Here is a 22,480-nt window from a genome sequence, read left to right on the forward strand (position 1 = left end):
CGGCGATGGGGGCAGGGCCCCCGGTCTTGCGTCGCCTGTCTCAAGCGCTTTCGGCGGGGCGTCCCCGGCCGAGCGGATCAAGATCGCGTGGCGCGTGCCCTTCGGCCATGGCCTGCCAGTCCAGCACCTGGCGCATCAGCACAGATCGGCCCACACACAAGATCGCTGGCGGCTCGAGCTGGCTTGCCGCGATATCGGTGGCCATGCGCTCCAGCGTCGTCTCCAGCACATCCTGATCGCCGGTGGTGGCGGCACAGACGACCGCGCAGGGCTCATTGCCCGGGCGGCCTGCATCCATCAGTGCGCCGGCGATGCGCTCTACGTGTTTCATGCCCATGTAGATCACGATCACCTGGCTGCCGCGGGCGATCGCCTCCCAGTCCAGTGATGAGGGCGTTTGCCCGGATTGGTCGTGACCGGTGACGAAGGTGACCGACTGGTTCACATCGCGATGCGTGACCGGAATGCCGGCATAGGCCAGCCCGCCGATCCCGGCGCTGATGCCGGGAATGATGCGGATCGGTACGCCGTGTTGGACCAGCGTCTGCGCCTCTTCTCCGCCGCGCCCGAAGACAAAGGGATCGCCGCCCTTTAGGCGCAGCACCCGCTTGCCAGCGCGCGCCATATCCACCAGCCGCAGCGAGATGTCGCGCTGCTTGGCCGAGGGTTTGCCGCCGCGTTTACCGGCATAGATCCGCTCGGCCTGCGGTGCCCAATCCAAGATCGCCTCTTGCACCAGCGCATCATAGATCACGACGTCGGCCTGACGCAGCGCGTTGACGGCATGCAGGGTCAGCAAGCCGGGATCGCCGGGGCCGGCGCCGCACAGCCAGACCCAGCCGGGCTGCAGGACGGGCCAGTCGGCCTGGGGAAGGGAAAGTGAATCGCTCATGGATTTCTGTATGCCCTGACTTGGGCGCGCGCGAAAGGTTGCAAACGACATGGAGCCCTGTGCGCTGCGACATCCGGCATGTGCCGGGGCGGGAAATTTGCCAATTGGCCTTGCCCGGAGGCGGGCCTATAGTCCGCCTGACATGAGCCGCAAACCCGCCAAGGAGCTGCGCCGTGGCTGGACCACGGGCGCCTGTGCCACCGCCGCCCTGCGCGCGGCGCTCATGATGCTATGGGGCGAGGGGCGGCCCGCCAGGGTCCGCATCACCCTACCCAAGGGCGAGACGCCCGAGTTCGAGATCGTCGAGGCCCGGCAGGGCGATGGCTGGGCCGAAGCGGGGGTGATCAAGGATGCGGGCGACGACCCGGATGTGACCCATGGCGCGCTCATCAAGGCCCGAGTGACGGCATCGAACGGCGGTGTGGTATTCCGTGCGGGCGATGGTGTGGGCACCGTGACCATGCCCGGCCTGCCCATCGCGCCGGGCGAGCCTGCGATCAATCCGGTGCCTCGACAGATGATGACCCAAACGGTCGAGGACATGGCCGAACGGCTGTCTGAATCCCCCGATATCGAGATCACGATTTCGGTGCCCGGCGGGCAGGCGCTGGCGCAGAAGACATGGAACCCGCGGCTTGGCATCAAGGGGGGTATTTCGATCCTCGGGACCACGGGCATCGTGCGGCCGTTTTCTTGTGCCGCGTGGATTGCCTCGATTCATCGCGGCATCGACGTGGCCTGTGCTGCGGGCCACAGCCATGTGGCGGGATGCACCGGGGCGACCAGCGAAAAGACCGTGCAGGCGCTCTATGGTCTGCCCGAGACCGCGATGCTGGATATGGGGGATTTTGTGGGTGGGTTGCTCAAATATCTGGCCAAACATCCCGTTCCGCGTATCACGATCGGGGGTGGCATCGGCAAGATGACGAAGCTTGCGCAAGGCGCGCGCGATCTGCATTCGGGCCGCAGTCAGGTGGATTTCGATCAATTGGCCAAGGTGCTTGGGATGCCCGATCTGGCCTTCATGAACACCGCCTTGCAAGCCTATGACAGCATCGGCGCGCCGATGGCTGATTGGGTTGCACGCGCGGCCTTGGACAATGTGCGCGCAATGCTTCCCGCAGAGGTGATCGCGGATACCGTTGTGATCGACCGCGAGGGCCGGATCATCGCGAGGGCTGGCGCATGACGCTGCTCTTGCTGGCCGGCACCGGCGAGGCGCAGATGATCGCGCGCGAACTGGCCGCCGAGGGCAGGGCCGCCATCGCATCTCTGGCCGGGGCGACACGGGCACCCAAACCCACCGGATTGCCCACGCGGATCGGCGGATTTGGTGGCGCCGAGGGTTTTCGGGCCTATCTGACCGAGGCGGGCATCAGCGCGGTGCTGGACGCCACGCATCCTTTCGCGCATCGGATCAGCGCGCGCAGTGCCCGGATATGTCATGAGCTGGGTCTGCCTTATTGTCAGGTGCTGCGCGCCCCATGGGAGCCTGAGACAGGCGATGACTGGACAATGCTGGATCACGAGGAACAGGCAGCCGATCATGTCGCGCCGGGCTCTACGGTGTTTCTTGCCACCGGACGGCAAACGCTTGCCCGCTTCGCCAATCTTTCGTCCTGTCGTTTGATCTGCCGCCAGATCGACCCGCCCGAGGCGCCGTTTCCCTTTCCCAATGGCGCATTCCTGATCGGGCGACCGCCCTTTTCGGTTGCGGATGAAATCAACACCTTTTCCCGGCTCGCGGTCGACTGGCTCATTGTCAAGAATGCCGGTGGCGAGGTGCCGCGCACGAAATTGCATGCCGCGCGACAGCTTGGTATTCCTGTGATCATGCTCAACCGACCGCGACAACCCGATGCGTTCAGAGTAGAAACCGCCCGTCAGGCGCTGGACTGGGTGGCACGGCTGTGATCGGGCGCATCATCGAAACGCTCGACGATGTCGAAGAAGGTGCGACCCATCTGCGCGCGGCCTGTCCGCGCATGGCCCATGCCCATGATCTGACTGCCCCGCTGCCGTTGCGACGGCGACAGGACGGCTTTGAACAGCTGCTCAATGCGATCGTCAGTCAGCAGGTCAGTGTCGCGGCAGCCGATGCGATCTGGTCGCGGATGAAGGGTGCAAAGCTGACCGGGCCGCGCAAGATCCTGTGGGCCAGCGATGATGACCTGCGCGCCGCCGGTCTGAGCCGGCAGAAAATCCGTTATGCCCGCGCACTGGCCGGGGCGCGCATCGATTACCGCGCCTTGCGCGATGCGCCGACAGAGCAGGTCATCGAGACCCTGACCGAAGTGCCGGGCATCGGGGTCTGGACCGCTGAAATCTATGCGATGTTCAGTCTCGGGCGGGCAGACGTGTTCGCGCCGGGTGATCTGGCTTTGCAGGAGGGCGCGAGGCTTCTTTACGACTTGCCGGAACGGCCCAATGAACGCGCGCTGCGCGCCATGTCCGAAGCGTGGCGCCCCTGGAGGTCGGTCGCGGCGCGGATCTTGTGGGCCTATTACGCGCAGCGCATCCGGCGCGAGGGGGTCCGCTAGATGCTCGGGCGCATGCCGAAATGAACCGCGCGATATTGCGCGATGACCTGCGCTGTGCGATGCGCTTGTGAAACAGAGGGGATATTGACCAGATGACACGCATATTGCAGGCGGGCCGCAAGGAGCCACATTCGGGAACAACCCGCTCGGTCGTGGTGTTCCTGCATGGGTATGGCGCGAACGGGGCGGATCTTTTGGGGATTGCCGATGTGCTGACCGAGCATCTGCCGGACACGCTCTTCGTGGCGCCGGACGCGCCCGAGACGATCCCGATGATGTCGACGGGATACCAGTGGTTTCCGATCCCCTGGATCGACGGCTCGTCCGAAGAGGAATCCGAGCGCGGGTTGCTTGCGGCGGCGGATGATCTGAACGCGTTTCTCGATGCGCTGATGGTGGATGAGGATGTGATGCCCGAGCAGGTTGTTCTGTTCGGGTTCAGTCAGGGCACGATGATGGCGCTGCATGTCGCGCCGCGCCGGGAGGATCCGGTGGCGGGCATCGTTGCCTTCTCGGGGCGGCTTTTGCGGCCTGAATTGTTGGAAGATGAGGCGGTATCGCGACCGCCGGTGATTCTGATTCATGGCGATGCAGATGATGTGGTGCCGCCGCAATCCTTGCCGCAGGCCGCCGAGGCGCTGCAGGCGGGGGGGTGGAAGGATGTCTATGCGCATGTCATGAAGGGCACCGCGCATGGCATTGCGCCCGACGGGCTGCAGGTGGCGCTGGCCTTCATACGCGACAAGCTGAATTTCTGAAGGCTTATTCTCGCTGACAAGAGTCTGAGCATTCCATAGAATTTTCAGTGGGATAGAGAGCGTAGTTCCAGTAGGAATCTGCGCTGCGGAAGATATTTCCCGTAATCGGATGACCATCGGTGATGGGCCGCGCGCGGCTTTGGGGGCTGATCTGGCGAGGCGGCCAGCCCCCGAAAGACCAGAGCCACAAACCGCTCCGACACCTGTGGATAAGTGTCATATTGGCGTTACGAGGGCGGATTACGCATCCCCTATATCTGCCGAATATGTGGGGCTTGTCAGGTGACGAACACGATATATAGTTATCCACAGAAAGGGGCGGCGAGTCCCGTCCCGAGGTCGGCTTAGGGCATGGATCGAGCGGGGGCTGTATGAAAGATGGACGGTGAATTCAGAACCGAGTTCGTCCGGGAACCGGCGGCACTGAGACAGAATCCCGCGCTGGTTCTGAATGCTGATTTTCGGCCCTTGTCCTATTACCCTTTGTCGCTCTGGTCCTGGCAGGATGCCGTCAAGGCGGTTTACCTTGATCGTGTTGATATCGTTGCAGAATATGAGCACACGGTGCGCAGTCCAAGCACCGAGATTCGCATCCCGAGCGTGATCGTTCTGAAGGATTTTGTGAAGCCGCAGAAACGAGTTGCGTTTACGAGGTTCAATCTTTTTCTACGCGATGAGTTCTGTTGTCAGTATTGCGGGGCGAAGGGGGATTTGACCTTTGATCATGTGGTGCCGCGCGCCAGCGGGGGAATCACCAGTTGGGAGAACGTGGTCGCAGCCTGTAGCAAATGCAATTTGCGCAAGGGATCCAAGAGCTTACGGCACGCGGGCATGAGCCTGCAAAAGCCGCCGCGCCAGCCGGGCGCGGAGCAGTTGCGCAATATGGGCCGCAAGTTTCCGCCCAATCACCTGCATGAAAGCTGGCTCGATTTCCTGTATTGGGATGCCGAGCTGGAGGCGTGACGCCCGGTTTCAATGTGTAGGGTTCGTACGAAACCTACACGGGTTTGGGACCAAACACGCCCGCTTGGGCGGGATTTGTGTCCCTTCCGTACACAAATGCCCGCCGCAGTGTCACCGAAGGGTGAGGTTTACAGATGGCACTGACCCGATCCGAAACCGCCGTCGCCGTCTTCACGGCAAGCTATGTCGTGGCGTTCACCCTGTGGTTCCTGTCGATCGGCAATAGCGAATTCATCGTCTATGTCGTCACGATGATCTGTCTTGTGGCGATGATAGGACTGTCGCTGCGCAAGGCGGCCTATCCGGCGGCGATGCTTTGGGCGCTGTCGGTCTGGGGGCTGGCGCATATGGCGGGGGGTGGGGTGCCGGTCGATGGGTCGGTGCTTTACAATCTGGTGCTGATCCGGCTGGTCGAGACGCAGAGCTATGTCATCCTGAAATACGATCAGCTGGTGCATGCCTATGGGTTCGCGGTGACGGCGTGGCTGTTGCGGCATCTGCTGTTGCGGCATTTCCCGAGGACGGCGGGCAGTGCCACGGCGCTTGTCTATCCGGTGATCGGTGCGATGGGGCTGGGATCGCTCAACGAGATGATCGAGTTCACGGCGGTGCTGATGGTGCCCGAGACGAATGTGGGCGGGTATTACAACACGGCGCTCGATCTGGTGTTCAACGCGGTGGGGGCAGTGGGCGCGATGGGGATCGCGGCGCTGGTCGAGCGGCGCGCGGTGTGAGCCGACGATTCGCGGCGCTGTGACCGTGCCGCAGACAAGAAAAAGGCGCCGCTGCGAAGCAGGGCGCCTTTTGCGTGTGTGTGTCCCGGTTGCGCGTGGCGCGTCAGGAGCCGGCCTTGGCGGCGGGTTGCTGTGCGCTTGCGGATGCAGATGCGGAAGAAGCAGGTGCCGAGGCGCCGGGCGTTTTGGGCGCGTTCGACTTGGCGTTCAGAGGATCGTCCTGCCGCTGCACCGAGCCTTCGAAATGGGCGCCGGATTCGATCGCGATGGTCTTGTGGATGATGTCGCCTTCGACACGGGCGGTCGAGGTCAGACGCACCTTGAGGCCACGCACGCGACCGACGATGCGACCGTTGATGACAACGTCATCAGCGACGATCTCACCCTTGATGGTGGCGCCTTCGCCGACCGTCAGAAGATGCGCACGGATGTCGCCTTCGACGGTGCCTTCGACCTGAATATCGCCGGTTGTCTTGAGGTTGCCGGTGATGTGCAGATCCGCCGAAAGGACCGACGCGGGCGGCTTGGCCTTGGGCGCCGATGCCTTGAACTCGGAGCCGGAGTAGGAAGTGTCGGCCGACCGGTCAGGCGTGGAGGTCTGTCTGGGATCTTCTGCCTTGGGGGCGGGATCGTTGATTTTGCTTTTAGAAAACATCGTTAGCAGCCTTGATATAGATCATGGGGTTGACGGCCTTGCCGCCGACACGGACTTCGTAGTGTAGATGTGTGCCCGTGGAACGTCCAGTATTGCCCATATCACCGATCCGCTCTCCGCGCGAGACCCTTTGGCCTTCGGTCACGCGGATTTTGGATAGATGGGCGTAGCGGGTCTCGATTCCGAACTCGTGCTTGATCTTGACCAGACGGCCATAGCCCGAAAGCCAGCCTGCGTGAATGACGACGCCATCGGCGGTGGAATAGATCGGCGTGCCATGCGGCGCGGCGAAATCCGTGCCCTCATGCATCCGGCCCCACCGCATCCCGAAACCGGAGGTGTAGCGGAAGGCGTTGCGCAGCGGCGTTGCGAAGGGGGCTTTCTGGGCGGCGATCCGGTAGATGTTGAGCCGATCCATCTGATTGAGGATCTCATTGGCGCGCGCCTCGTCGCCCGAAGGGGCTTCGCCGCGGGTCGACAGGCTGAGCGGAGTCAGGGGGCCGCCCTGACCGGAATAGCCGCGGCGCACGGTGTCGAGCAGCTTTTCGGTGTCCATGCCGGCGGCGCGGAACATCTTGTCGAGCGGTTCGACCGAGATGGTCATGGCGTCTTCAAGCTGGCTGAAGATCTGATCGTTCTGGTCGCGCATCAGGGCGATCTGCAGGGCCATTTCATCGGCCTGCAGCAGCGCGTCATGCGCGTCACGCTCGATCTGGTCACGCTGTTCGGCGGTTTCCTGAAGGGCGGCGGCGAGGAAATCGACCGTGCCGTTGCCATCTTCCACCGAAGCGCCGGGGGCTGTGCCGGAGTCCTGCATGGCCTCGGCGAGGGCGGTCAGTTCATCGCGGGCGTTTTCCCGCTCGCTCATCACGCGGCGCAGCGTGGTCTGAATGACCTCGATGCCGGTTTCCATTTCGCGGCGCCGGGTTTCGGAGGCCAGCAATTCGGATTGCATGAGGGAAATCTGTTCGAGCGCCGAGTTGAAGCGTTCCTGAGCGGCCAGAGCCTCTTCGGCGCGCATGTCGCGTTCCTCGGCGAGGTCGTTGAGGCGGTATTCGTAGGTGCGTTGATCGCGCTTGGCCTGTTCGCGGAAATTACCGGATCCGATGCTGTCCATCAGCAGGATGGCCGTGGCGATGATGGCCCAGGCGACGATGGAGGAGGCGCCGAGAAAGGCCAGAAGTTGAGAATGAGGTCGGAGCCGGATGAAGCGGGTATCGGTATCAGATTTGAGGAAGACCCGACGCTCGGGGAAATGCTGCTCGAGCAGGGTATGAAGCCTGATTGCAATTCTTGTCCGCAAGACGACCGTCCCTTGTAACCCTTCTCAATCGCGGCGTTTGTTGCAACTGGTCATCTTTTGTGACCGGACGCCTGCAAAAAGTGGCTTATCGAGTGGAATCGCTCAGGGCAAGGTTTTTGGGCAATGATGTCCGGAAAATGGGCGTATTGTTGCCGGAGCGGCGAAAAATCGCCGATCCCCAAGGGCTTGCCTATGCTTTCGAAGAGGGCTGATCGGCCAGAGGCCAGTAGAAATCAGGGGGAATTCCGGCCTCGGCGCGCTTTTCCTCGTTGAAGGGCGGCTTGAGGGCGCCGTGGAAATAGGTGCGGACAAGCTCGTGAAATGCCTGTGTGGGATCCGTGTTCTCGCGACCGCAGAGGAAGTGGAACCATTTCGAGCCGTAGGCGACATGGTGCACCTCTTCGGCATAGATCACCTGCATCGCCTCGATTGTGGCGGTGTCGCCGGCCTTGCGGAAGATCTCGATCATGCCGGGGGTGACATCGAGGCCACGGGCTTCGAGCACCATGGGTACGACCGCAAGGCGGCCCATCAGGTCCTGGGCGGTGTCTTCGGCGGCGCGCCACATGCCAGCATGGGCGGGAAGGGCGCCGTAATGGCTGCCATGTGCTTCAAGACAGTCGCATATCAGGTTGAAATGCTTGGATTCTTCGTCGGCGGATTTAACCCAGTCATCATAAAAGCCGATGGGCATGGGGACATGGCCGAAGCGCGCGATGATGTCCCAGTGCAGGTCCACGGCATTGAGCTCGATATGGGCGACGGCATGCAGGATCGCGAGCCGGCCCTGCGCGCTGCCGGGGCGGCGGCGCGGCACGTCGCGCGGATCCAGAAGCTCGGGGCGGTCGGGGCGCGCGGGGCGCAGGGGAGGCAGTGCTGTGCCGATGGGAAGGGGCGCGCCCGCGTCGCGAGCGGCGAACCACGCGGCGGCATGGCGACGCGAGAGGGCGGTCTTTTCGCGGCCATCGGCGGTGGAGAGCACCTCCACCGCCATCTGGGTCAGTGTCTGGCCGCTCAAAGCGCGCGCACCGCGTCGAGCACCTCTTCGGCATGGCCGGGCACCTTGACCTTGCGCCAGACGCGGGCGATCTGCCCGTCGCCGTCGATCAGGAAGGTGGAGCGTTCGATGCCGAGGAACTTCTTGCCATACATGCTTTTTTCCTTCCAGACGCCGTAGGTTTCGCAGACGTCGGAGTCGGCATCGGAGAGGAGCGGCACCTCGAGCGCGTGTTTGTCGCGGAACTTGTCATGGGCGGCGATGTCGTCCTTGGAGATGCCGAAGACCTGCGCGCCCGCCGCTTCGAAATCGGCCTTGAGCGTGGTGAAGGCGATGGCCTCCTTGGTGCAGCCCGACGTGTCGTCGCGCGGGTAGAAGAACAGCACGACCGGCGCGGGGCGCAGGGCGGAAAGGGTTATCTCGCCGCCGCCATCGCGGGGCAGAGTGAAATCGGGAGCGGATGCGCCGGTATCTGGCATGGTGTCTTCCTTGTTATGGCTGCGACTCGGGGTCATATTAGGGCAGGACACGCCGGATTAAAGGCATCAGGCATCTGGTCCGGGCGACCGGACCGATCGAGCGAGACGAATGAGCGAACCCCAGCAAGAGACGTCAGGCGGCAGCCGAGTCAGGACAGCGGCGTTATGGTCGATCCTGACGCTTGCGGTGCTGGCCGTGGCCTTAGCCGTGGCGCTGTCGATGGCGACGGGGCGCGATTATGCGGCCCCCGCATGGCTGCAGGACCGGATCACCACCGCGATCAATGCCGATATCGACGGGGTTTCGATCGGATTCGGGGGCATCGGGCTGCGCATCGAGGAGGACTGGACGCCGCAATTGCACCTGAGCGATGTGACGCTGCGCGGCGCGGATGGGGCGCTGTTGGCCAGTCTGTTGGATGTGCGCGGGACGGTGGCGCTGAGGCCGCTCATGCGCGGCGATCTGCAACCGGCGCAAATCGGCGTGTCGGGTGCGCGGGTGATCCTGCGGCGCTCTGCCGATGGGCGCATCGGGCTGAGTGTCGGGGAGGCCGCGCCGCAGCCCGACGAGACGATGAGTGTGGCCGAGCTTGCCTCGCGGCTTGATGCGTTGCTGGAGCGGCCGCAATTCGCGGCGCTGCGCCAGTTGAGCGCCGACAACCTCACGCTGCGCTACGAGGATGCGCGGGCCGAGCGCGCCTGGTCGGCCGATGGCGGGCGGCTGGAGATGACGCGCAGCGGTGACGATCTGACGATCCGGGGCGATGTGGCCCTTTTGGGCGCACGGGATTACGCCACGACGCTGGCGATGAATTACACCCGCCGGATCGGCCAGACGGCGGCGGATTTCGGCGTGACGTTCGAGGATATGCCGGCGCGCGACATTGCCGGGCAGTCGCCCGCGCTGACCTGGCTCGAGGCGCTGGATGCGCCGATCTCGGGGGCGCTGAGGGCTTCGGTCGACAACGAGGGGCGGTTGGGGCCGCTCAATGCCACGCTGCATATCACCGAAGGCGAGTTGCGGCCCAACGAGGCGACCAAGCCGATCCCGTTCTCGGAGGCGCGGGTCTATTTCACCTATGATCCCGCCGATCAGGCGATGCGCTTCAGCGATGTGACGCTGACCAGCAATTGGGTCACGGCGCGCGCCGAGGGGCAGGCGTATCTTGTGGGGATGGAGCAGGGCTGGCCAAGCGAGTTGCTGGGTCAGTTCCGCCTGACCGATATCCGCGCCAATCCCGAGGGGCTTTATCCCGAACCGGTCGAGATCGAGCAGGCGGTGATGGACATGCGGCTGCGGCTTGATCCGTTCCGGCTGACGCTTGGGCAATTGAGCCTGAGCGATCAGGGGGCGCGGATGGTTCTGAAGGGCGATCTGATCGCCGGGGCGCAGGGCTGGCGGCTGGCGCTCGATGGGCGGATGGATGCGCTTGACAGCGACCGGCTGCAGGCGTTGTGGCCGCGCAGCGTCACGCCGGTGACCCGCGAGTGGATCGCGCAGAATGTGCGCGCCGCCGATCTGAGCAACCTGCAGCTGGCGCTGCGCGCCGATCCGGGGCGCCCGGCGGATGTGTTCCTTGGTTTCGACTTCACCGGGCTGGAGACGCAGTTCGTCAAGGATGTGCCGGTGATCGAGGCGGCAACAGGCCATGCCTCGTTGAGTGACAATCGCTTTGTCATCACCGCCGATAGCGGTCATGTGACGGCGGCGCAGGGCGGGCGGATCGACATTTCAGGCACCAGTTTCATCATCCCCGATGTCCGGGTCAATCGCGGCCCGGCCCGCGCGCGGCTGAGCACGCAAAGCGCGGTCACGGCGGCGCTGTCGCTGCTGAACGAAAAGCCCTTCGGCTTCATGACCAAGGCCAATCTTCCGGTGACGCTGGCGGATGGTCAGGCGCGGCTTGCCGGGCGGCTGGATTTCCTGCTCAAGCCCGGTCTGCAGCCCGACGAAGTGGCGTTCGACGTGGTGGGCACCTTGAGTGATGTGCGCAGCGAGAGCCTTGTGCAGGGCAGGGTGATCGCAGCGCCGGTGCTGGATCTCAAGGCCGGCAATTCGGGTGTGAGCGTGAGCGGCGCGGGACGGATCGGGCAGGTGCCGGTCGAGGGCAGCTGGCAGAGCGCGCTTGGTCCGGAGGCCGATGGCACAAGCCGGGTGAGCGGCTGGATCGAGCTGTCGGAGCGATTCGTGGACGAATTCCGCGTCGGGCTGCCGCCCGGAAGCCTTGCAGGGCAGGGGCGCGCCGATGTGGAGATCGTCCTGCCGCGCGGGGCGCCGGGGCAGTTCACGCTGCGTTCGGATCTGGCGGGTGTGGCGCTGCGGCTGCCCGAGCTGGACTGGGCGCTGCCGGCGGAGGCAAGGGGCAGTCTGGAAGTGTCGGGCACGCTTGGCGCGCCGCCGCAGATCGATCTGGTGGCGCTGGATGCGGGAGGCTTGCAAGCGCAGGGCAGTGTGAGCCTGCAAGCGGATGGCACGTTGGAGCGGGCGCGGTTTTCGAGGGTGCGGCTTGGCGATTGGCTGAGCGCGCCGGTGGATCTGGTGGGGCGCGGGGTGGATCGCGCGCCGCAGATACTGGTGTCTGGCGGCATGGTCGATCTGCGCCGCACGTCGCTTGCCGGGGATGGGCGCGGCCCTGATGGCGGCGGGCCGCGGCGCGGCGGGCCGGTGTCGCTGGCGCTGGACCGGCTGGTGATATCCGAGGGGATCACGCTGACGGATTTCCGGGCCGATCTGGACATGGCGGGGGGTGCGACGGGGCGCTTTACCGCAAGGGTGAACGAGGGGGCTGCGATCACGGGCAGCATCGTGCCGAAAGACGGGCGCAGCGCGTTCCAGATCATGGCCGGGGATGCGGGCGGCGTGCTGGCCTCGGCGGGGCTTTTGCGGCAGGCGAGGCAAGGGGAGATGTCCCTGACGCTGGTGCCGGCGCAGGCGCCGGGCAGCTATTTCGGCTCCCTGTCGGTCGCAAATGTGCGACTGACCGATGCACCGGCGCTGGCGGATCTGCTCAATGCGATCAGCGTGGTGGGGCTTTTGGAGCAGCTCGATGGAGAAGGCATCCATTTCAGCGAAGTGAAGGCGCAGTTCGAGCTGACGCCCGAGCGCGTCGCGGTTCTGGCGGGCAGTGCGGTGGGCGCGTCGATGGGGATCTCGATGCAGGGCTATTACTATCCCGGCAGTCGGCAGCTGGACATGAATGGCGTGTTGTCGCCCTTTTATCTGGTCAATGCGGTGGGGGGCCTTTTCACACGGCGCGGCGAGGGGATCGTCGGCGTCAATTACGAGATGCGGGGATCTGTGGATGCGCCGAGCGTGAGGGTGAACCCGCTGTCGATCCTGACGCCGGGGGTGTTTCGCGATCTCTTTCGCCGCCCGCCGCCAGATGGTATCGGCGCACCGCAAGAGGCACAGGACGAGGGCGCGCCGGCGGATCGCGGGCAGGGCGTCAGGCGGGCGCCATGGGAGAACGACAGGTGAAGCTGAGCGATTTCGATTTCGATCTGCCGGAGGATTTGATCGCGACACGGCCCGCACGGCCCAGATCCTCGGCGCGGCTGCTGGTGGCGCAGGGCGATGCGATCCGGGATGCGATCGTCCGCGATCTGGGTGATTTTCTGCGGCCCGGGGACCGGCTGGTGCTGAACGACACGGCGGTGATCCCCGCACGGCTGAGCGGGATGCGGCGGCGCGAGGGACCCGAGGGGGTGACGCAAGCCAAGATCGAGGTGACCTTGCTGGAGCCGGGGCCGGAGGGCGATTGGAGCGCGCTGGTCAAGCCGCTCAAGAAGGTGCGGGACGGCGAGGTGATCGTGTTTGGCGCGGGGCTGGAGGCCGAGGTGCTGGCGCGGCGTGAGGGGCAGGGGCTGTTGCGGTTCAACCTTGAGGGCGAGGCGTTCGATACGGCGCTGAATGACGCGGGGGCCATGCCGCTGCCGCCCTATATCGCCGCGCGGCGGGCCGCCGACGCGCAGGACCGCACCGATTACCAGACCGTCTGGGCGCGCCATAAGGGCGCCGTGGCGGCGCCCACCGCGTCGCTGCATTTCGACGCCGAGCTCCTTGAGCGGCTGGAGGCGATGGGCGTCACGTTCAGCCATGTGACACTGCATGTGGGGGCGGGCACGTTCCTGCCGGTCAAGGTCGAGGATGTGACCACCCACAGGATGCATGCGGAATGGGGCCGGGTGAGCGAGGCTGCCGCCGCCGAGATCGCCGCGACCAAGGCGGCGGGCGGGCGGGTGATCCCGGTGGGCACCACCGCGCTGCGGCTGATCGAAAGTGCCGCACAGGCCAGTGGCGCGATCGCGCCCTGGGAGGGCGAGACCGATATCTTCATCTATCCCGGCTTCACGTTTCGGGTGGCCGATGCGCTGATGACGAATTTCCACCTTCCGAAATCCACCCTGATGATGCTGGTTTCGGCGCTGATGGGGCAGGACCGGATCAAGGATATCTACGATCACGCGGTCGAAAATCGCTACAGGTTCTTTTCCTATGGGGACGCTTCGTTGTTGATCCCGGACTGATTTGCTGGCACGCCGGAAGGGTGGCGGACGGGTCCGGCACCCCTTTTTGTGCGGAGTTTGACGGATGCTGCAGGTTCTGAACGGCGCATGGGCGCTTTTGCTGGGCATGATGTTGTTGCAGGTTGGCAATGGCATGCAAAGCACGTTGCTGGGCATTCGCGGCGAGTTGGAGGGGTTTTCGACCTTTTCGATGTCGCTGGTCATGGCGGGCTATTTCGTGGGCTTCCTCTTCGGGTCGCGCATGGCGCCCGAGATGATCCGGCGGGTGGGGCATGTGCGGGTCTTCGCGGCGCTGGCCTCGTTGATTTCAGCGGTGATGATCCTTTATCCGACGCTGACCGATCCGATTGCATGGGGTTTGGGGCGCGTGTTGATCGGCTTTTGTTTTTCGGGCGTCTATGTCACGGCGGAAAGCTGGCTGAACAACTCGGCCACCAACGAGACGCGGGGGCAGGCGCTGTCGGCCTACATGATCGTGCAGATGGTCGGCATCGTGAGCGCGCAGGCGCTGATGCTGGTGGCCGATCCGGGGGGATTCGTGCTGTTCATCATCCCGTCGGTGCTGGTGTCGCTGAGTTTTGCGCCGATCCTGTTGTCGATCAGTCCGACGCCCGCCTTCGGGACGACCAAGCCGATGACCTTGCGGCAGATCCTCGACACCTCGCCGCTTGGCTGTGTGGGCATGTTCCTGCTGGGGGGCGTCTTTGCGGCGCAATTCGGCATGGCGCCGGTCTTCGGGGCCGAGGCGGGACTGAGCGTGGCGCAGATCTCGACCTTCGTTGCGACGTTTTTCATCGGGGCGCTGGTGCTGCAATATCCCATCGGCTGGCTGTCGGACCGGATGGATCGCCGGGTGCTGATCTTCGTGGCGTCGCTGGTCTGTGCCAGCGGTGCGATCATCGGCTTCCTGCTGGGCGAAATCTTTGCGATGCTGCTGGTGGCGGGGCTGCTGATCGGGGGGATGTCGAACCCGCTCTATTCGCTGTTGATCGCCCATACCAACGACTTTCTCGAGCGCGACGACATGGCCGCGGCCTCGGGGGGTTTGTTGTTCATCAACGGTCTGGGTGCTGTGGCCGGACCGCCGATCACCGGCTGGGCGATGGGCAAGATGGGCCCGTCGGCGTTTTTCCTGATCGTCGCGGTGCTGACCCTGACGATGGCGGTTTATGCCGCCTACCGGATGACGCAGCGCGCGGCCCCGGCTGTCAGCGAGACGGAAAGCTTCGCCGCGCTGCCGGCCAGCGCATCGGTCGTGGCGGTGGAGGCGGCGCAGGAATATGCGCTGGAGCAGGCCGAGCAGGCCGAAGAGGCGGCGGCCAACACGCCGCAAGGATCGGCGTAAATGCGCCGACGGTTGCGCTAACGTCACGCATACCCCTTAGATTGTAGTAATTCGTGACTATCTTTCGCGGCGCAAGTCAAGTTAACGTTTTTGTAACATGAGGTTGAGGCCGTCAGCGGCCACAAGGAGGACCCTATGGTAGCGCCCGAGGATGTATTGGGTTTCTGGTTGGACGAGGTTGGGCCGGAAGGCTGGTACAACCCGACCGAAGCGCTGGATCAGACGATCCGGGACCGGTTCGAAGACACATGGCGCGGCGCCAGTGAGGGCACCCATGCTCTTTGGTTGACCTATCCGAGCGGCACGCTGGCTTATATCATCCTCACCGACCAGTTCCCGCGCAACATGTTCCGCGGCGAGGGGCGGGCCTTTGCCACCGACCGGATCGGGCTGGCCGTGGCCAAGGCGGCGATCCACCGCAAATGGGACATGCGCATCGACGAGCCGGCGCGGCAGTTCTATTACCTGCCGCTGATGCATTCGGAGAACCTGTGCGATCAGGACCGCTGCGTGCGGCTGATCTGCGAGCGGATGCCCGAGACCGGCGCCGACAATCTGCTGCATGCCCGCGCGCATCGCGAGGTGATCCGCAAGTTCGGCCGCTTCCCCTATCGCAACGAGGCGCTGGAGCGCGCGAGCACCGGGCATGAGCGCGACTATGTCGCCAAGGGCGGCTATGGCGCGACCTTGCGTGAATTCCAGGCGGCGGCCGCGGCCTGAGCCGGCCTGAGGGCTGGGGTGGGCGTCCCGGTGGAAACCGGGGAAAACCGGAAATATCATCATCAGCGTCAAGGGGTTAACCCCCTTGAATGCCGCCCGAAAGGGCGGCGGGTGCTGTCCTGCGTTGTGATCCTGCGTCAGATAGTTTAATGTCAAACTAAAATCTGAAGCGGAGTCGGTGATGGCGGCGAAATCCTTTGACATGATCGTAATCGGGGCAGGACCGGGGGGCTATGTGGCCGCGATCCGGGGCGCCCAGCTGGGCCTGAGCGTGGCGGTCGTCGAACGCGAACATATGGGCGGTATCTGTCTCAACTGGGGCTGCATCCCGACAAAGGCGATGCTGCGCTCGTCGGAAGTGTTCCACCTGATGCACCGGGCCAAGGAGTTTGGGCTGAAGGCCGATGGCATCGGCTATGATCTGGAGGCGGTGGTCAAACGCTCGCGCGCGATTGCCAAGCAGCTCAATTCCGGGGTGGGCCACCTTCTGAAGAAGAACAAGGTGACCGCGATCATGGGCGAGGCGACGGTGACCGCCAAGGGCCGGGTCAGCGTCAAGACCGACAGCGGCGCGCAAGAGCTTGAAGCGCCGCATATCGTGCTTGCTACGGGCGCGCGGGCGCGCGAATTGCCGGGGCTCGAGGCGGATGGCGATCTCGTGTGGACCTACAAGCACGCGCTGATGCCGCCGAGAATGCCCAAGAAGCTGCTGGTCATCGGATCGGGTGCGATCGGGATCGAGTTCGCCAGTTTCTACAACACGCTTGGCGCCGAGACGACCGTGGTCGAGGTGATGGATCGCATCCTGCCGGTGGAGGATGCCGAGATTTCCGGCATGGCCAAGAAGGCGTTTACCAAGCAGGGCATGACCATCCTTGAAAAGGCCATGGTCAAGAAGCTCGATCGTCAGAAGGGCAAGGTGACCGCCCACATCGAGATCGGCGGCAAGGTGGAAACGCGCGAGTTCGACAGCGTGATCTCGGCGGTGGGGATCGTGGGCAATACCGAAGGGCTTGGGCTCGAGGCGCTTGGCGTCAAGGTGGACCGGACCCATGTGGTGACCGACACCCATTGCCGCACGGGCGTCGAGGGGATCTATGCGATCGGCGATCTGGCGGGTGCGCCCTGGCTTGCGCACAAGGCGAGCCACGAGGGCGTCATGGTCGCCGAGATGATCGCCGGGCATAAGGTGCATCCGGTCAAGCCCGAGAGCATCGCGGGCTGCACCTATTGCACGCCGCAGATCGCCAGTGTCGGCATGACCGAGGCGCAGGCCAAGGAGGCCGGGCACACGATCCGGGTTGGCCGCTTCCCGTTCATCGGCAATGGCAAGGCCATCGCCCTTGGCGAGCCGGAGGGGGTGATCAAGACGATCTTCGACGACAAGACCGGCGAGCTTCTGGGGGCGCATATGATCGGCGCGGAAGTGACCGAGCTGATCCAGGGCTATGTGGTGGGACGCCAGTTGGAGACCACCGAGGAAGATCTGATGCACGCGGTCTTCCCGCATCCGACGCTGAGCGAGATGATGCATGAGGCGGTTCTGGATGCCTATGACCGGGTGATCCATATCTGAGCGGGCAAGGTGGGGGCGCGGCCCCCGCCGATCAAATCCCGTGGGGATTTGATCGACTCCCCCGGGATATTTGCGGCCAGAAGAAACGCGCGCGGCGGCGCGGGCTTGCGGCGTGGCGCGGGGCGTGCACAATTGGTCGAGGGTTTGTCGGGGAGAATGTGCGCGTGCCGAGTGTGAACAGGGTTGTGATGCAGCGTACGTCGCGGCGCTGGCTGGAGGCGCTGCCTCTGGAGGAGATGGACGCGGCGGAGGTCTCGGGCAAGTTCGGCCACAGGTTCCAGTTCCGCAGCTATCGGCGCTATCGCTATCCCGCCTATGATGTCTGTGCGGGGCCGTATCGCGACGAGGATGGCGCGGCGCTGAGCTTCGACATCATCCTGGCCAACCAGGTCTGGGAGCATCTGGACCGGCCCTATGCCGCCACGCGCAACGTGCTGGAGATGCTGAGGCCGGGGGGGTATTTCTGGGTTGCGGTGCCGTTTTACATCCCGTGGCATGGCGATCCGGTGGATTGCTCGCGCTGGACGGCGCGGGGTTTGAAGAACCTGCTGATCGAGGCGGGGTTCGACGAGGACAAGGTGCGCGCCGGGCAATGGGGCAACCGCGCGGCGGCGCTGCGCAATTTCGAGACGCCCTGGCCGCCGGCCTATGACCGGGGGCGGGACGATCTTACCAATGAGCCGGATTTTCCCATCTGTTCCTGGGCGCTGGCGCAGAAATAGAGCGGGTTTCGGCGCATTTGCACGCGGAATGCGGAGACGGGGCAGGCGCTTGGGTGCATGTTCATGAAATGTTCACTTTTTTGACTTGGACGACTCGACGCGCTCCACTATCTGTAGGGCAGCGTTCACGGGGGCAGGCATGGCCGAGCTGAAGAATATCGAGGTGCGCGGCGCGCGCGAGCATAACCTCAAGTCCATCGATGTGGATATTCCGCGCAACGAGCTGGTGGTGATCACCGGGCTGTCGGGCTCGGGCAAGTCCAGCCTGGCGTTCGACACGATCTATGCCGAGGGGCAGCGGCGTTATGTCGAAAGCCTGAGCGCCTATGCGCGGCAGTTTCTGGACATGATGCAGAAGCCCGATGTGGATCATATCAGCGGGTTGAGCCCGGCGATTTCCATCGAGCAGAAGACCACCAGCAAGAACCCGCGCTCGACCGTGGGCACGGTGACGGAAATCTACGACTATCTGCGGCTGCTTTTTGCCCGCGTCGGCACGCCCTATAGCCCGGCCACCGGCAAGCCCATCGAGGCCCAGCAGGTGCAGGACATGGTGGACCGGGTCATGGCGATGGAGGAGGGCACGCGGGCCTATCTTCTGGCGCCCATCGTGCGGGATCGCAAGGGCGAGTATCGCAAGGAGATGCTGGAGCTGCGCAAGCAGGGATTCCAGCGGGTCAAGGTGGATGGCGCGTTTCACGAGCTGGACGATCCGCCCACGCTGGACAAGAAGTTCCGCCACGATATCGACGTGGTGGTAGATCGGATCGTGGTCAAGGACGGCTTGCAGACGCGACTGGCCGACAGTTTCCGCACGGCGCTGGATCTGGCGGACGGGATCGCCATTCTTGAGACCGCGCCCAAGGAGGGCGAGGGCGAGCCGGAGCGCCATACGTTCAGTGAGAACTTCGCCTGTCCGGTGAGCGGCTTCACCATTCCCGAGATCGAACCGAGGCTCTTTTCGTTCAACGCGCCGTTCGGCGCCTGCCCGGATTGTGACGGTCTGGGGGCGGAGCTCTATTTCGACGAGCGGCTGGTGGTGCCGGATGGCACGCTCAAGATCAGCGACGGGGCGATCGCGCCCTGGCGCAAGGGCAAGAGCCCTTATTTTCTGCAGACCATCGAATCCATCGCCAAGCATTACGAGTTCGACCGCAACGCCCGCTGGAAGGACCTGCCCGCCCATGTGCAGCAGGTGTTCCTGCATGGCTCGGGCGAGGAGGAGATGCCGTTTCGCTATGACGAGGGCGGCCGCGTCTATCAGGTGACACGCAGTTTCGAGGGGGTGATCCCCAATATGGAGCGGCGCTATCGCGAAACCGACAGCAGCTGGATCCGCGAAGAGTTCGAGCGCTATCAGAACAACCGCTCCTGCGGGACCTGTGGCGGCTACCGGCTGCGCGAAGAGGCGCTGGCGGTGAAGATCGCGGGGCTGCATGTGGGGCAGGTCGTGGAGATGTCGATCCGCGAGGCGCATGAATGGTGCGCGGGCGTGCCGGAAAGCCTGAGCGCGCAGAAGAACGAGATCGCGCGCGCGATCCTCAAGGAAATCCGCGAGCGGCTTGGGTTTCTCAACAATGTGGGGCTGGAATATCTGACGCTGAGCCGCAATGCCGGCACGCTGTCGGGGGGCGAGAGCCAGCGCATCCGGCTGGCCAGCCAGATCGGCAGCGGGCTGACCGGGGTTCTTTACGTGCTGGACGAGCCGAGCATCGGGCTGCATCAGCGCGACAACGGGCGGCTGTTGCAGACGCTGCAGAACCTGCGCGATCAGGGCAATACGGTGATTGTGGTCGAGCATGACGAAGAGGCGATCCGCACCGCCGATTACGTCTTTGATATCGGCCCCGGCGCAGGCGTGCATGGCGGGCAGGTGGTGAGCCACGGCACGCCCGAAGAGATCACCGCCGATCCGGCCTCGATCACCGGGCAATACCTGTCGGGGGCGCGCGAGATCGCAGTGCCCACCGACCGGCGCAAGGGCAATGGCAAGGTGGTGGAGGTGGTCAAGGCCACTGGCAACAACCTGCGAGAGGTGAGCGCGCAATTCCCGCTTGGCAAGTTCGTCTGTGTCACCGGCGTGTCGGGCGGGGGCAAATCCACTCTGACCATCGAGACACTGTTCAAGACCGCGTCAATGCGGCTCAACGGGGCGCGGCAGACGCCGGCGCCCTGCGAGACGATCAAGGGGCTGGAGCATCTGGACAAGGTGATCGATATCGACCAGCGGCCCATCGGGCGCACGCCGAGATCGAACCCCGCGACCTATACCGGCGCCTTTACCCCGATCCGCGACTGGTTTGCCGGGCTGCCCGAGGCCAAGGCGCGCGGCTACAAGCCGGGGCGGTTTTCTTTCAACGTGAAGGGCGGGCGCTGTGAGGCGTGTCAGGGCGACGGGGTCATCAAGATCGAGATGCATTTCCTGCCCGATGTCTATGTGACCTGCGAGACCTGCAACGGCGCGCGGTATAACCGCGAGACCCTGGAAATCCGCTGGAAGGGCAAGTCCATCGCCGATGTGCTGGATATGACGGTGGAGGATGCCCGCGAGGTGTTCAAGGCGGTGCCGAGCATCCGCGAGAAGATGGATGCGCTGGCGCGGGTGGGCCTTGGTTATATCAAGGTGGGCCAGCAGGCGACGACGCTTTCGGGGGGCGAGGCGCAGCGGGTGAAGCTGTCGAAGGAGCTGTCGAAGCGGTCAACGGGGCGGACGCTCTATATTCTGGACGAGCCGACCACGGGGCTGCATTTCGAGGATGTGAAAAAGCTGCTGGAAGTGCTGCATGAGCTGGTCGAGAGCGGCAACACGGTGGTGGTGATCGAGCATAACCTCGATGTGGTGAAAACCGCCGACTGGATCATCGATATCGGTCCCGAAGGGGGCGATGGCGGCGGTGAGATCGTGGCTGTCGGCACGCCCGAGGATGTGGCCGAGGTGGAGCGCAGCCATACCGGGCGGTATCTCAAGGAGATGCTGGCGGCGCGCAAGGTGGCGGCGGAATAGGCGGGGGGCGGCTGGCTTGCGGCATGGGGCCGCGTGTGCCTTATGGGGCATTCGCGGCGGGGGGCGCAGCAAGCCAAGCCTGCTGCGCTTTCTTGTGCGTTACTTCTTGAGAGCGCAGGTGTTGAACCCGAAGATCGAATAGGCGGGGCAGGTGCCCAGAATGCCCGTCACCAGCGGGATGATCCCGATGAGATAGAGCCAGCTATAGGCGCCTTCCTGATTGAGGGCGAAGCCCGCGATGAGCGCTGCGCCCACGAGGATGCGAAGTGCGCGGTCAATGCCGCCGACGTTTTTCTTGAACATGGGACGTTCCTTTCACCAGTGATGCCCCGTGTGTGACACATCTTCGCAAAGCTGAATATGATATGGATCAATTAGGCGGGGTCATGGGTCAGCTGTAGCCGCGTTTTTCGAAGCGCGGCAGCATGGCCGAAAAATCGCGGCCCATCCCGTCTTCGCGTTCGACGAATTTGGCGTAGAGCTTCATCGCGGCTTCGCCAAGCGGGGTGTCGGCATCTGCGGCGGCGGCGGCCTCTTGGGCGAGGCGCAGGTCCTTGAGCATCAATTCGGCGGCGAAGCCGGGCTTGTAGTCATTGTCGGCGGGGCTTTGCGGGCCGACGCCGGGGGCGGGGCAATAGGTGGTCATCGACCAGCTGGAGCCCGAGGAGGTGGAGACCACATCGAACATCGCCTGTCGGTCGAGGCCCAGCTTGTCGGCCAGAGCGAAGGCCTCGCAGGTGACGATCATCGTGGCGCCAAGGATCATGTTGTTGCAGATCTTGGCGGCCTGACCATTGCCCGAGGGGCCGCAGTGAACGGCTTTTTGTCCCATGATATCAAAGAGTTCTTTGGTGATGTTAAACCCCGTTTCGTCGCCGCCGACCATGAAGGTGAGGGTGCCGGCCTGAGCGCCGCCGACGCCGCCCGACACGGGCGCATCGAGCGCGGACAGCCCGGCGTCCTGCGCCTGCCGGGCCACGGCGCGGGCGCTTTCGACATCGACGGTGGAGCAGTCCAGCAGAACGGCGCCCTTGTCCATGGCGGGGATCACCTCGGCTGCGACCTTGCGCAGGATCTGCCCGTTGGGCAGCATGGTGACGACCACCTGCGCGCCGGTTGCGGCCTCGGCCGCAGACGCGGCGTGCGCGACGCCGTCGATGGTGACATCGGCGGTGTCGAAGCCGGTCACGTCATGGCCTGCGCGTGCGAGATTGGCCGCCATCGGGCCGCCCATATTGCCCAATCCGATGAATCCGATTTTCATG

20 protein-coding genes are annotated in these 22,480 nt (G+C 64.3%); 13 read left to right on the forward strand and 7 right to left on the reverse strand.

The genetic code is table 11. The features are described 5' to 3' along the window. Positions 1-40: 40 nt before the first annotated feature. The gene (cobA, locus tag RAZWK3B_RS11055) at positions 41-892 is read right to left on the reverse strand and encodes a uroporphyrinogen-III C-methyltransferase (protein ID WP_007815108.1); all 852 of its coding nucleotides are present in this window, start codon (positions 890-892) and stop codon (positions 41-43) included. A gap of 142 nt (positions 893-1,034) precedes the next feature. Between cobA and RAZWK3B_RS11060 the strand changes: the two genes are divergently transcribed. From RAZWK3B_RS11060 to RAZWK3B_RS11085, 6 genes are all read left to right on the forward strand, one after another. After that, positions 1,035-2,081 carry a cobalt-precorrin-5B (C(1))-methyltransferase gene (locus RAZWK3B_RS11060; protein WP_007815110.1) on the forward strand — a complete coding sequence of 349 codons (1,047 nt, stop codon included), beginning with the start codon at positions 1,035-1,037 and terminating at the stop codon, positions 2,079-2,081. After that, positions 2,078-2,806, forward strand: coding sequence for a cobalt-precorrin-6A reductase (locus tag RAZWK3B_RS11065; protein ID WP_007815112.1), 729 nt, complete (start codon positions 2,078-2,080; stop codon positions 2,804-2,806). The genes RAZWK3B_RS11060 and RAZWK3B_RS11065 overlap by 4 nt, the downstream gene beginning before the upstream one ends. Beyond that, positions 2,803-3,432, forward strand: coding sequence for a DNA-3-methyladenine glycosylase family protein (locus tag RAZWK3B_RS11070; RefSeq protein WP_007815114.1), 630 nt, complete (start codon positions 2,803-2,805; stop codon positions 3,430-3,432). The genes RAZWK3B_RS11065 and RAZWK3B_RS11070 overlap by 4 nt, the downstream gene beginning before the upstream one ends. Positions 3,433-3,524: 92 nt before the next feature. Then, the gene (locus tag RAZWK3B_RS11075) at positions 3,525-4,190 is read left to right on the forward strand and encodes an alpha/beta hydrolase (RefSeq protein WP_007815116.1); all 666 of its coding nucleotides are present in this window, start codon (positions 3,525-3,527) and stop codon (positions 4,188-4,190) included. Positions 4,191-4,568: 378 nt separating this feature from the next. Beyond that, positions 4,569-5,153, forward strand: coding sequence for an HNH endonuclease (locus RAZWK3B_RS11080; RefSeq protein WP_007815118.1), 585 nt, complete (start codon positions 4,569-4,571; stop codon positions 5,151-5,153). 134 nt (positions 5,154-5,287) lie between these two features. Further along, positions 5,288-5,887: a DUF2238 domain-containing protein gene (locus RAZWK3B_RS11085; protein WP_007815119.1), complete on the forward strand. Its 600-nt coding sequence runs from the start codon at positions 5,288-5,290 to the stop codon at positions 5,885-5,887. A 103-nt stretch (positions 5,888-5,990) separates the two neighbouring features. Here RAZWK3B_RS11085 and RAZWK3B_RS11090 read toward each other — a convergent pair whose 3' ends face one another. The 4 genes from RAZWK3B_RS11090 to RAZWK3B_RS11105 all read right to left on the reverse strand — a co-directional run bounded on the left by RAZWK3B_RS11090 (position 5,991) and on the right by RAZWK3B_RS11105 (position 9,321). After that, on the reverse strand, positions 5,991-6,542 hold the full coding sequence (locus RAZWK3B_RS11090; RefSeq protein ID WP_007815121.1) for a bactofilin family protein: 552 nt from the start codon (positions 6,540-6,542) through the stop codon (positions 5,991-5,993). Beyond that, positions 6,532-7,845, reverse strand: a complete 1,314-nt coding sequence (locus RAZWK3B_RS11095) for a M23 family metallopeptidase (RefSeq protein WP_007815123.1) — start codon at positions 7,843-7,845, stop codon at positions 6,532-6,534. Before RAZWK3B_RS11095 ends, RAZWK3B_RS11090 begins: the two co-directional genes overlap by 11 nt. A gap of 190 nt (positions 7,846-8,035) precedes the next feature. Next, complete coding sequence (locus tag RAZWK3B_RS11100) at positions 8,036-8,839, reverse strand: ferritin-like domain-containing protein (RefSeq protein WP_007815124.1); 804 nt, start codon at positions 8,837-8,839, stop codon at positions 8,036-8,038. A gap of 20 nt (positions 8,840-8,859) precedes the next feature. Then, positions 8,860-9,321, reverse strand: a complete 462-nt coding sequence (locus RAZWK3B_RS11105; protein WP_007815126.1) for a peroxiredoxin — start codon at positions 9,319-9,321, stop codon at positions 8,860-8,862. A 109-nt stretch (positions 9,322-9,430) separates the two neighbouring features. Between RAZWK3B_RS11105 and RAZWK3B_RS11110 the strand changes: the two genes are divergently transcribed. The 7 genes from RAZWK3B_RS11110 to uvrA all read left to right on the forward strand — a co-directional run bounded on the left by RAZWK3B_RS11110 (position 9,431) and on the right by uvrA (position 21,215). Further along, positions 9,431-12,799: a YhdP family protein gene (locus RAZWK3B_RS11110; protein ID WP_007815128.1), complete on the forward strand. Its 3,369-nt coding sequence runs from the start codon at positions 9,431-9,433 to the stop codon at positions 12,797-12,799. Next, complete coding sequence (gene queA / locus RAZWK3B_RS11115) at positions 12,796-13,848, forward strand: tRNA preQ1(34) S-adenosylmethionine ribosyltransferase-isomerase QueA (protein WP_007815130.1); 1,053 nt, start codon at positions 12,796-12,798, stop codon at positions 13,846-13,848. Before RAZWK3B_RS11110 ends, queA begins: the two co-directional genes overlap by 4 nt. A 64-nt stretch (positions 13,849-13,912) precedes the next feature. Continuing rightward, positions 13,913-15,193, forward strand: a complete 1,281-nt coding sequence (locus RAZWK3B_RS11120) for an MFS transporter (protein ID WP_007815132.1) — start codon at positions 13,913-13,915, stop codon at positions 15,191-15,193. Between the two features lie 135 nt (positions 15,194-15,328). Further along, positions 15,329-15,913, forward strand: a complete 585-nt coding sequence (locus RAZWK3B_RS11125; protein WP_007815134.1) for a DUF924 family protein — start codon at positions 15,329-15,331, stop codon at positions 15,911-15,913. 181 nt (positions 15,914-16,094) lie between these two features. Beyond that, positions 16,095-17,489: a dihydrolipoyl dehydrogenase gene (gene lpdA, locus RAZWK3B_RS11130; RefSeq protein ID WP_007815136.1), complete on the forward strand. Its 1,395-nt coding sequence runs from the start codon at positions 16,095-16,097 to the stop codon at positions 17,487-17,489. Positions 17,490-17,677: 188 nt separating this feature from the next. After that, positions 17,678-18,211 carry a class I SAM-dependent methyltransferase gene (locus tag RAZWK3B_RS11135; protein ID WP_007815138.1) on the forward strand — a complete coding sequence of 178 codons (534 nt, stop codon included), beginning with the start codon at positions 17,678-17,680 and terminating at the stop codon, positions 18,209-18,211. Positions 18,212-18,350: 139 nt separating this feature from the next. After that, entirely contained in the window at positions 18,351-21,215 is a 2,865-nt protein-coding gene (gene uvrA, locus RAZWK3B_RS11140) for an excinuclease ABC subunit UvrA (protein WP_007815139.1), read from the forward strand. 99 nt (positions 21,216-21,314) lie between these two features. On the opposite strand, the gene RAZWK3B_RS11145 is transcribed toward uvrA, so the two are convergent. Both RAZWK3B_RS11145 and mmsB read right to left on the reverse strand, forming a co-directional pair. Then, on the reverse strand, positions 21,315-21,518 hold the full coding sequence (locus tag RAZWK3B_RS11145) for a YgaP family membrane protein (protein ID WP_007815142.1): 204 nt from the start codon (positions 21,516-21,518) through the stop codon (positions 21,315-21,317). Positions 21,519-21,606: 88 nt separating this feature from the next. Next, positions 21,607-22,479 carry a 3-hydroxyisobutyrate dehydrogenase gene (mmsB, locus tag RAZWK3B_RS21635; protein WP_007815143.1) on the reverse strand — a complete coding sequence of 291 codons (873 nt, stop codon included), beginning with the start codon at positions 22,477-22,479 and terminating at the stop codon, positions 21,607-21,609. Between the last annotated feature and the right edge of the window lies 1 nt (position 22,480).

Source organism: Roseobacter sp. AzwK-3b (genome assembly GCF_000170875.1).
Lineage (GTDB): Bacteria > Pseudomonadota > Alphaproteobacteria > Rhodobacterales > Rhodobacteraceae > Roseovarius > Roseovarius litoreus.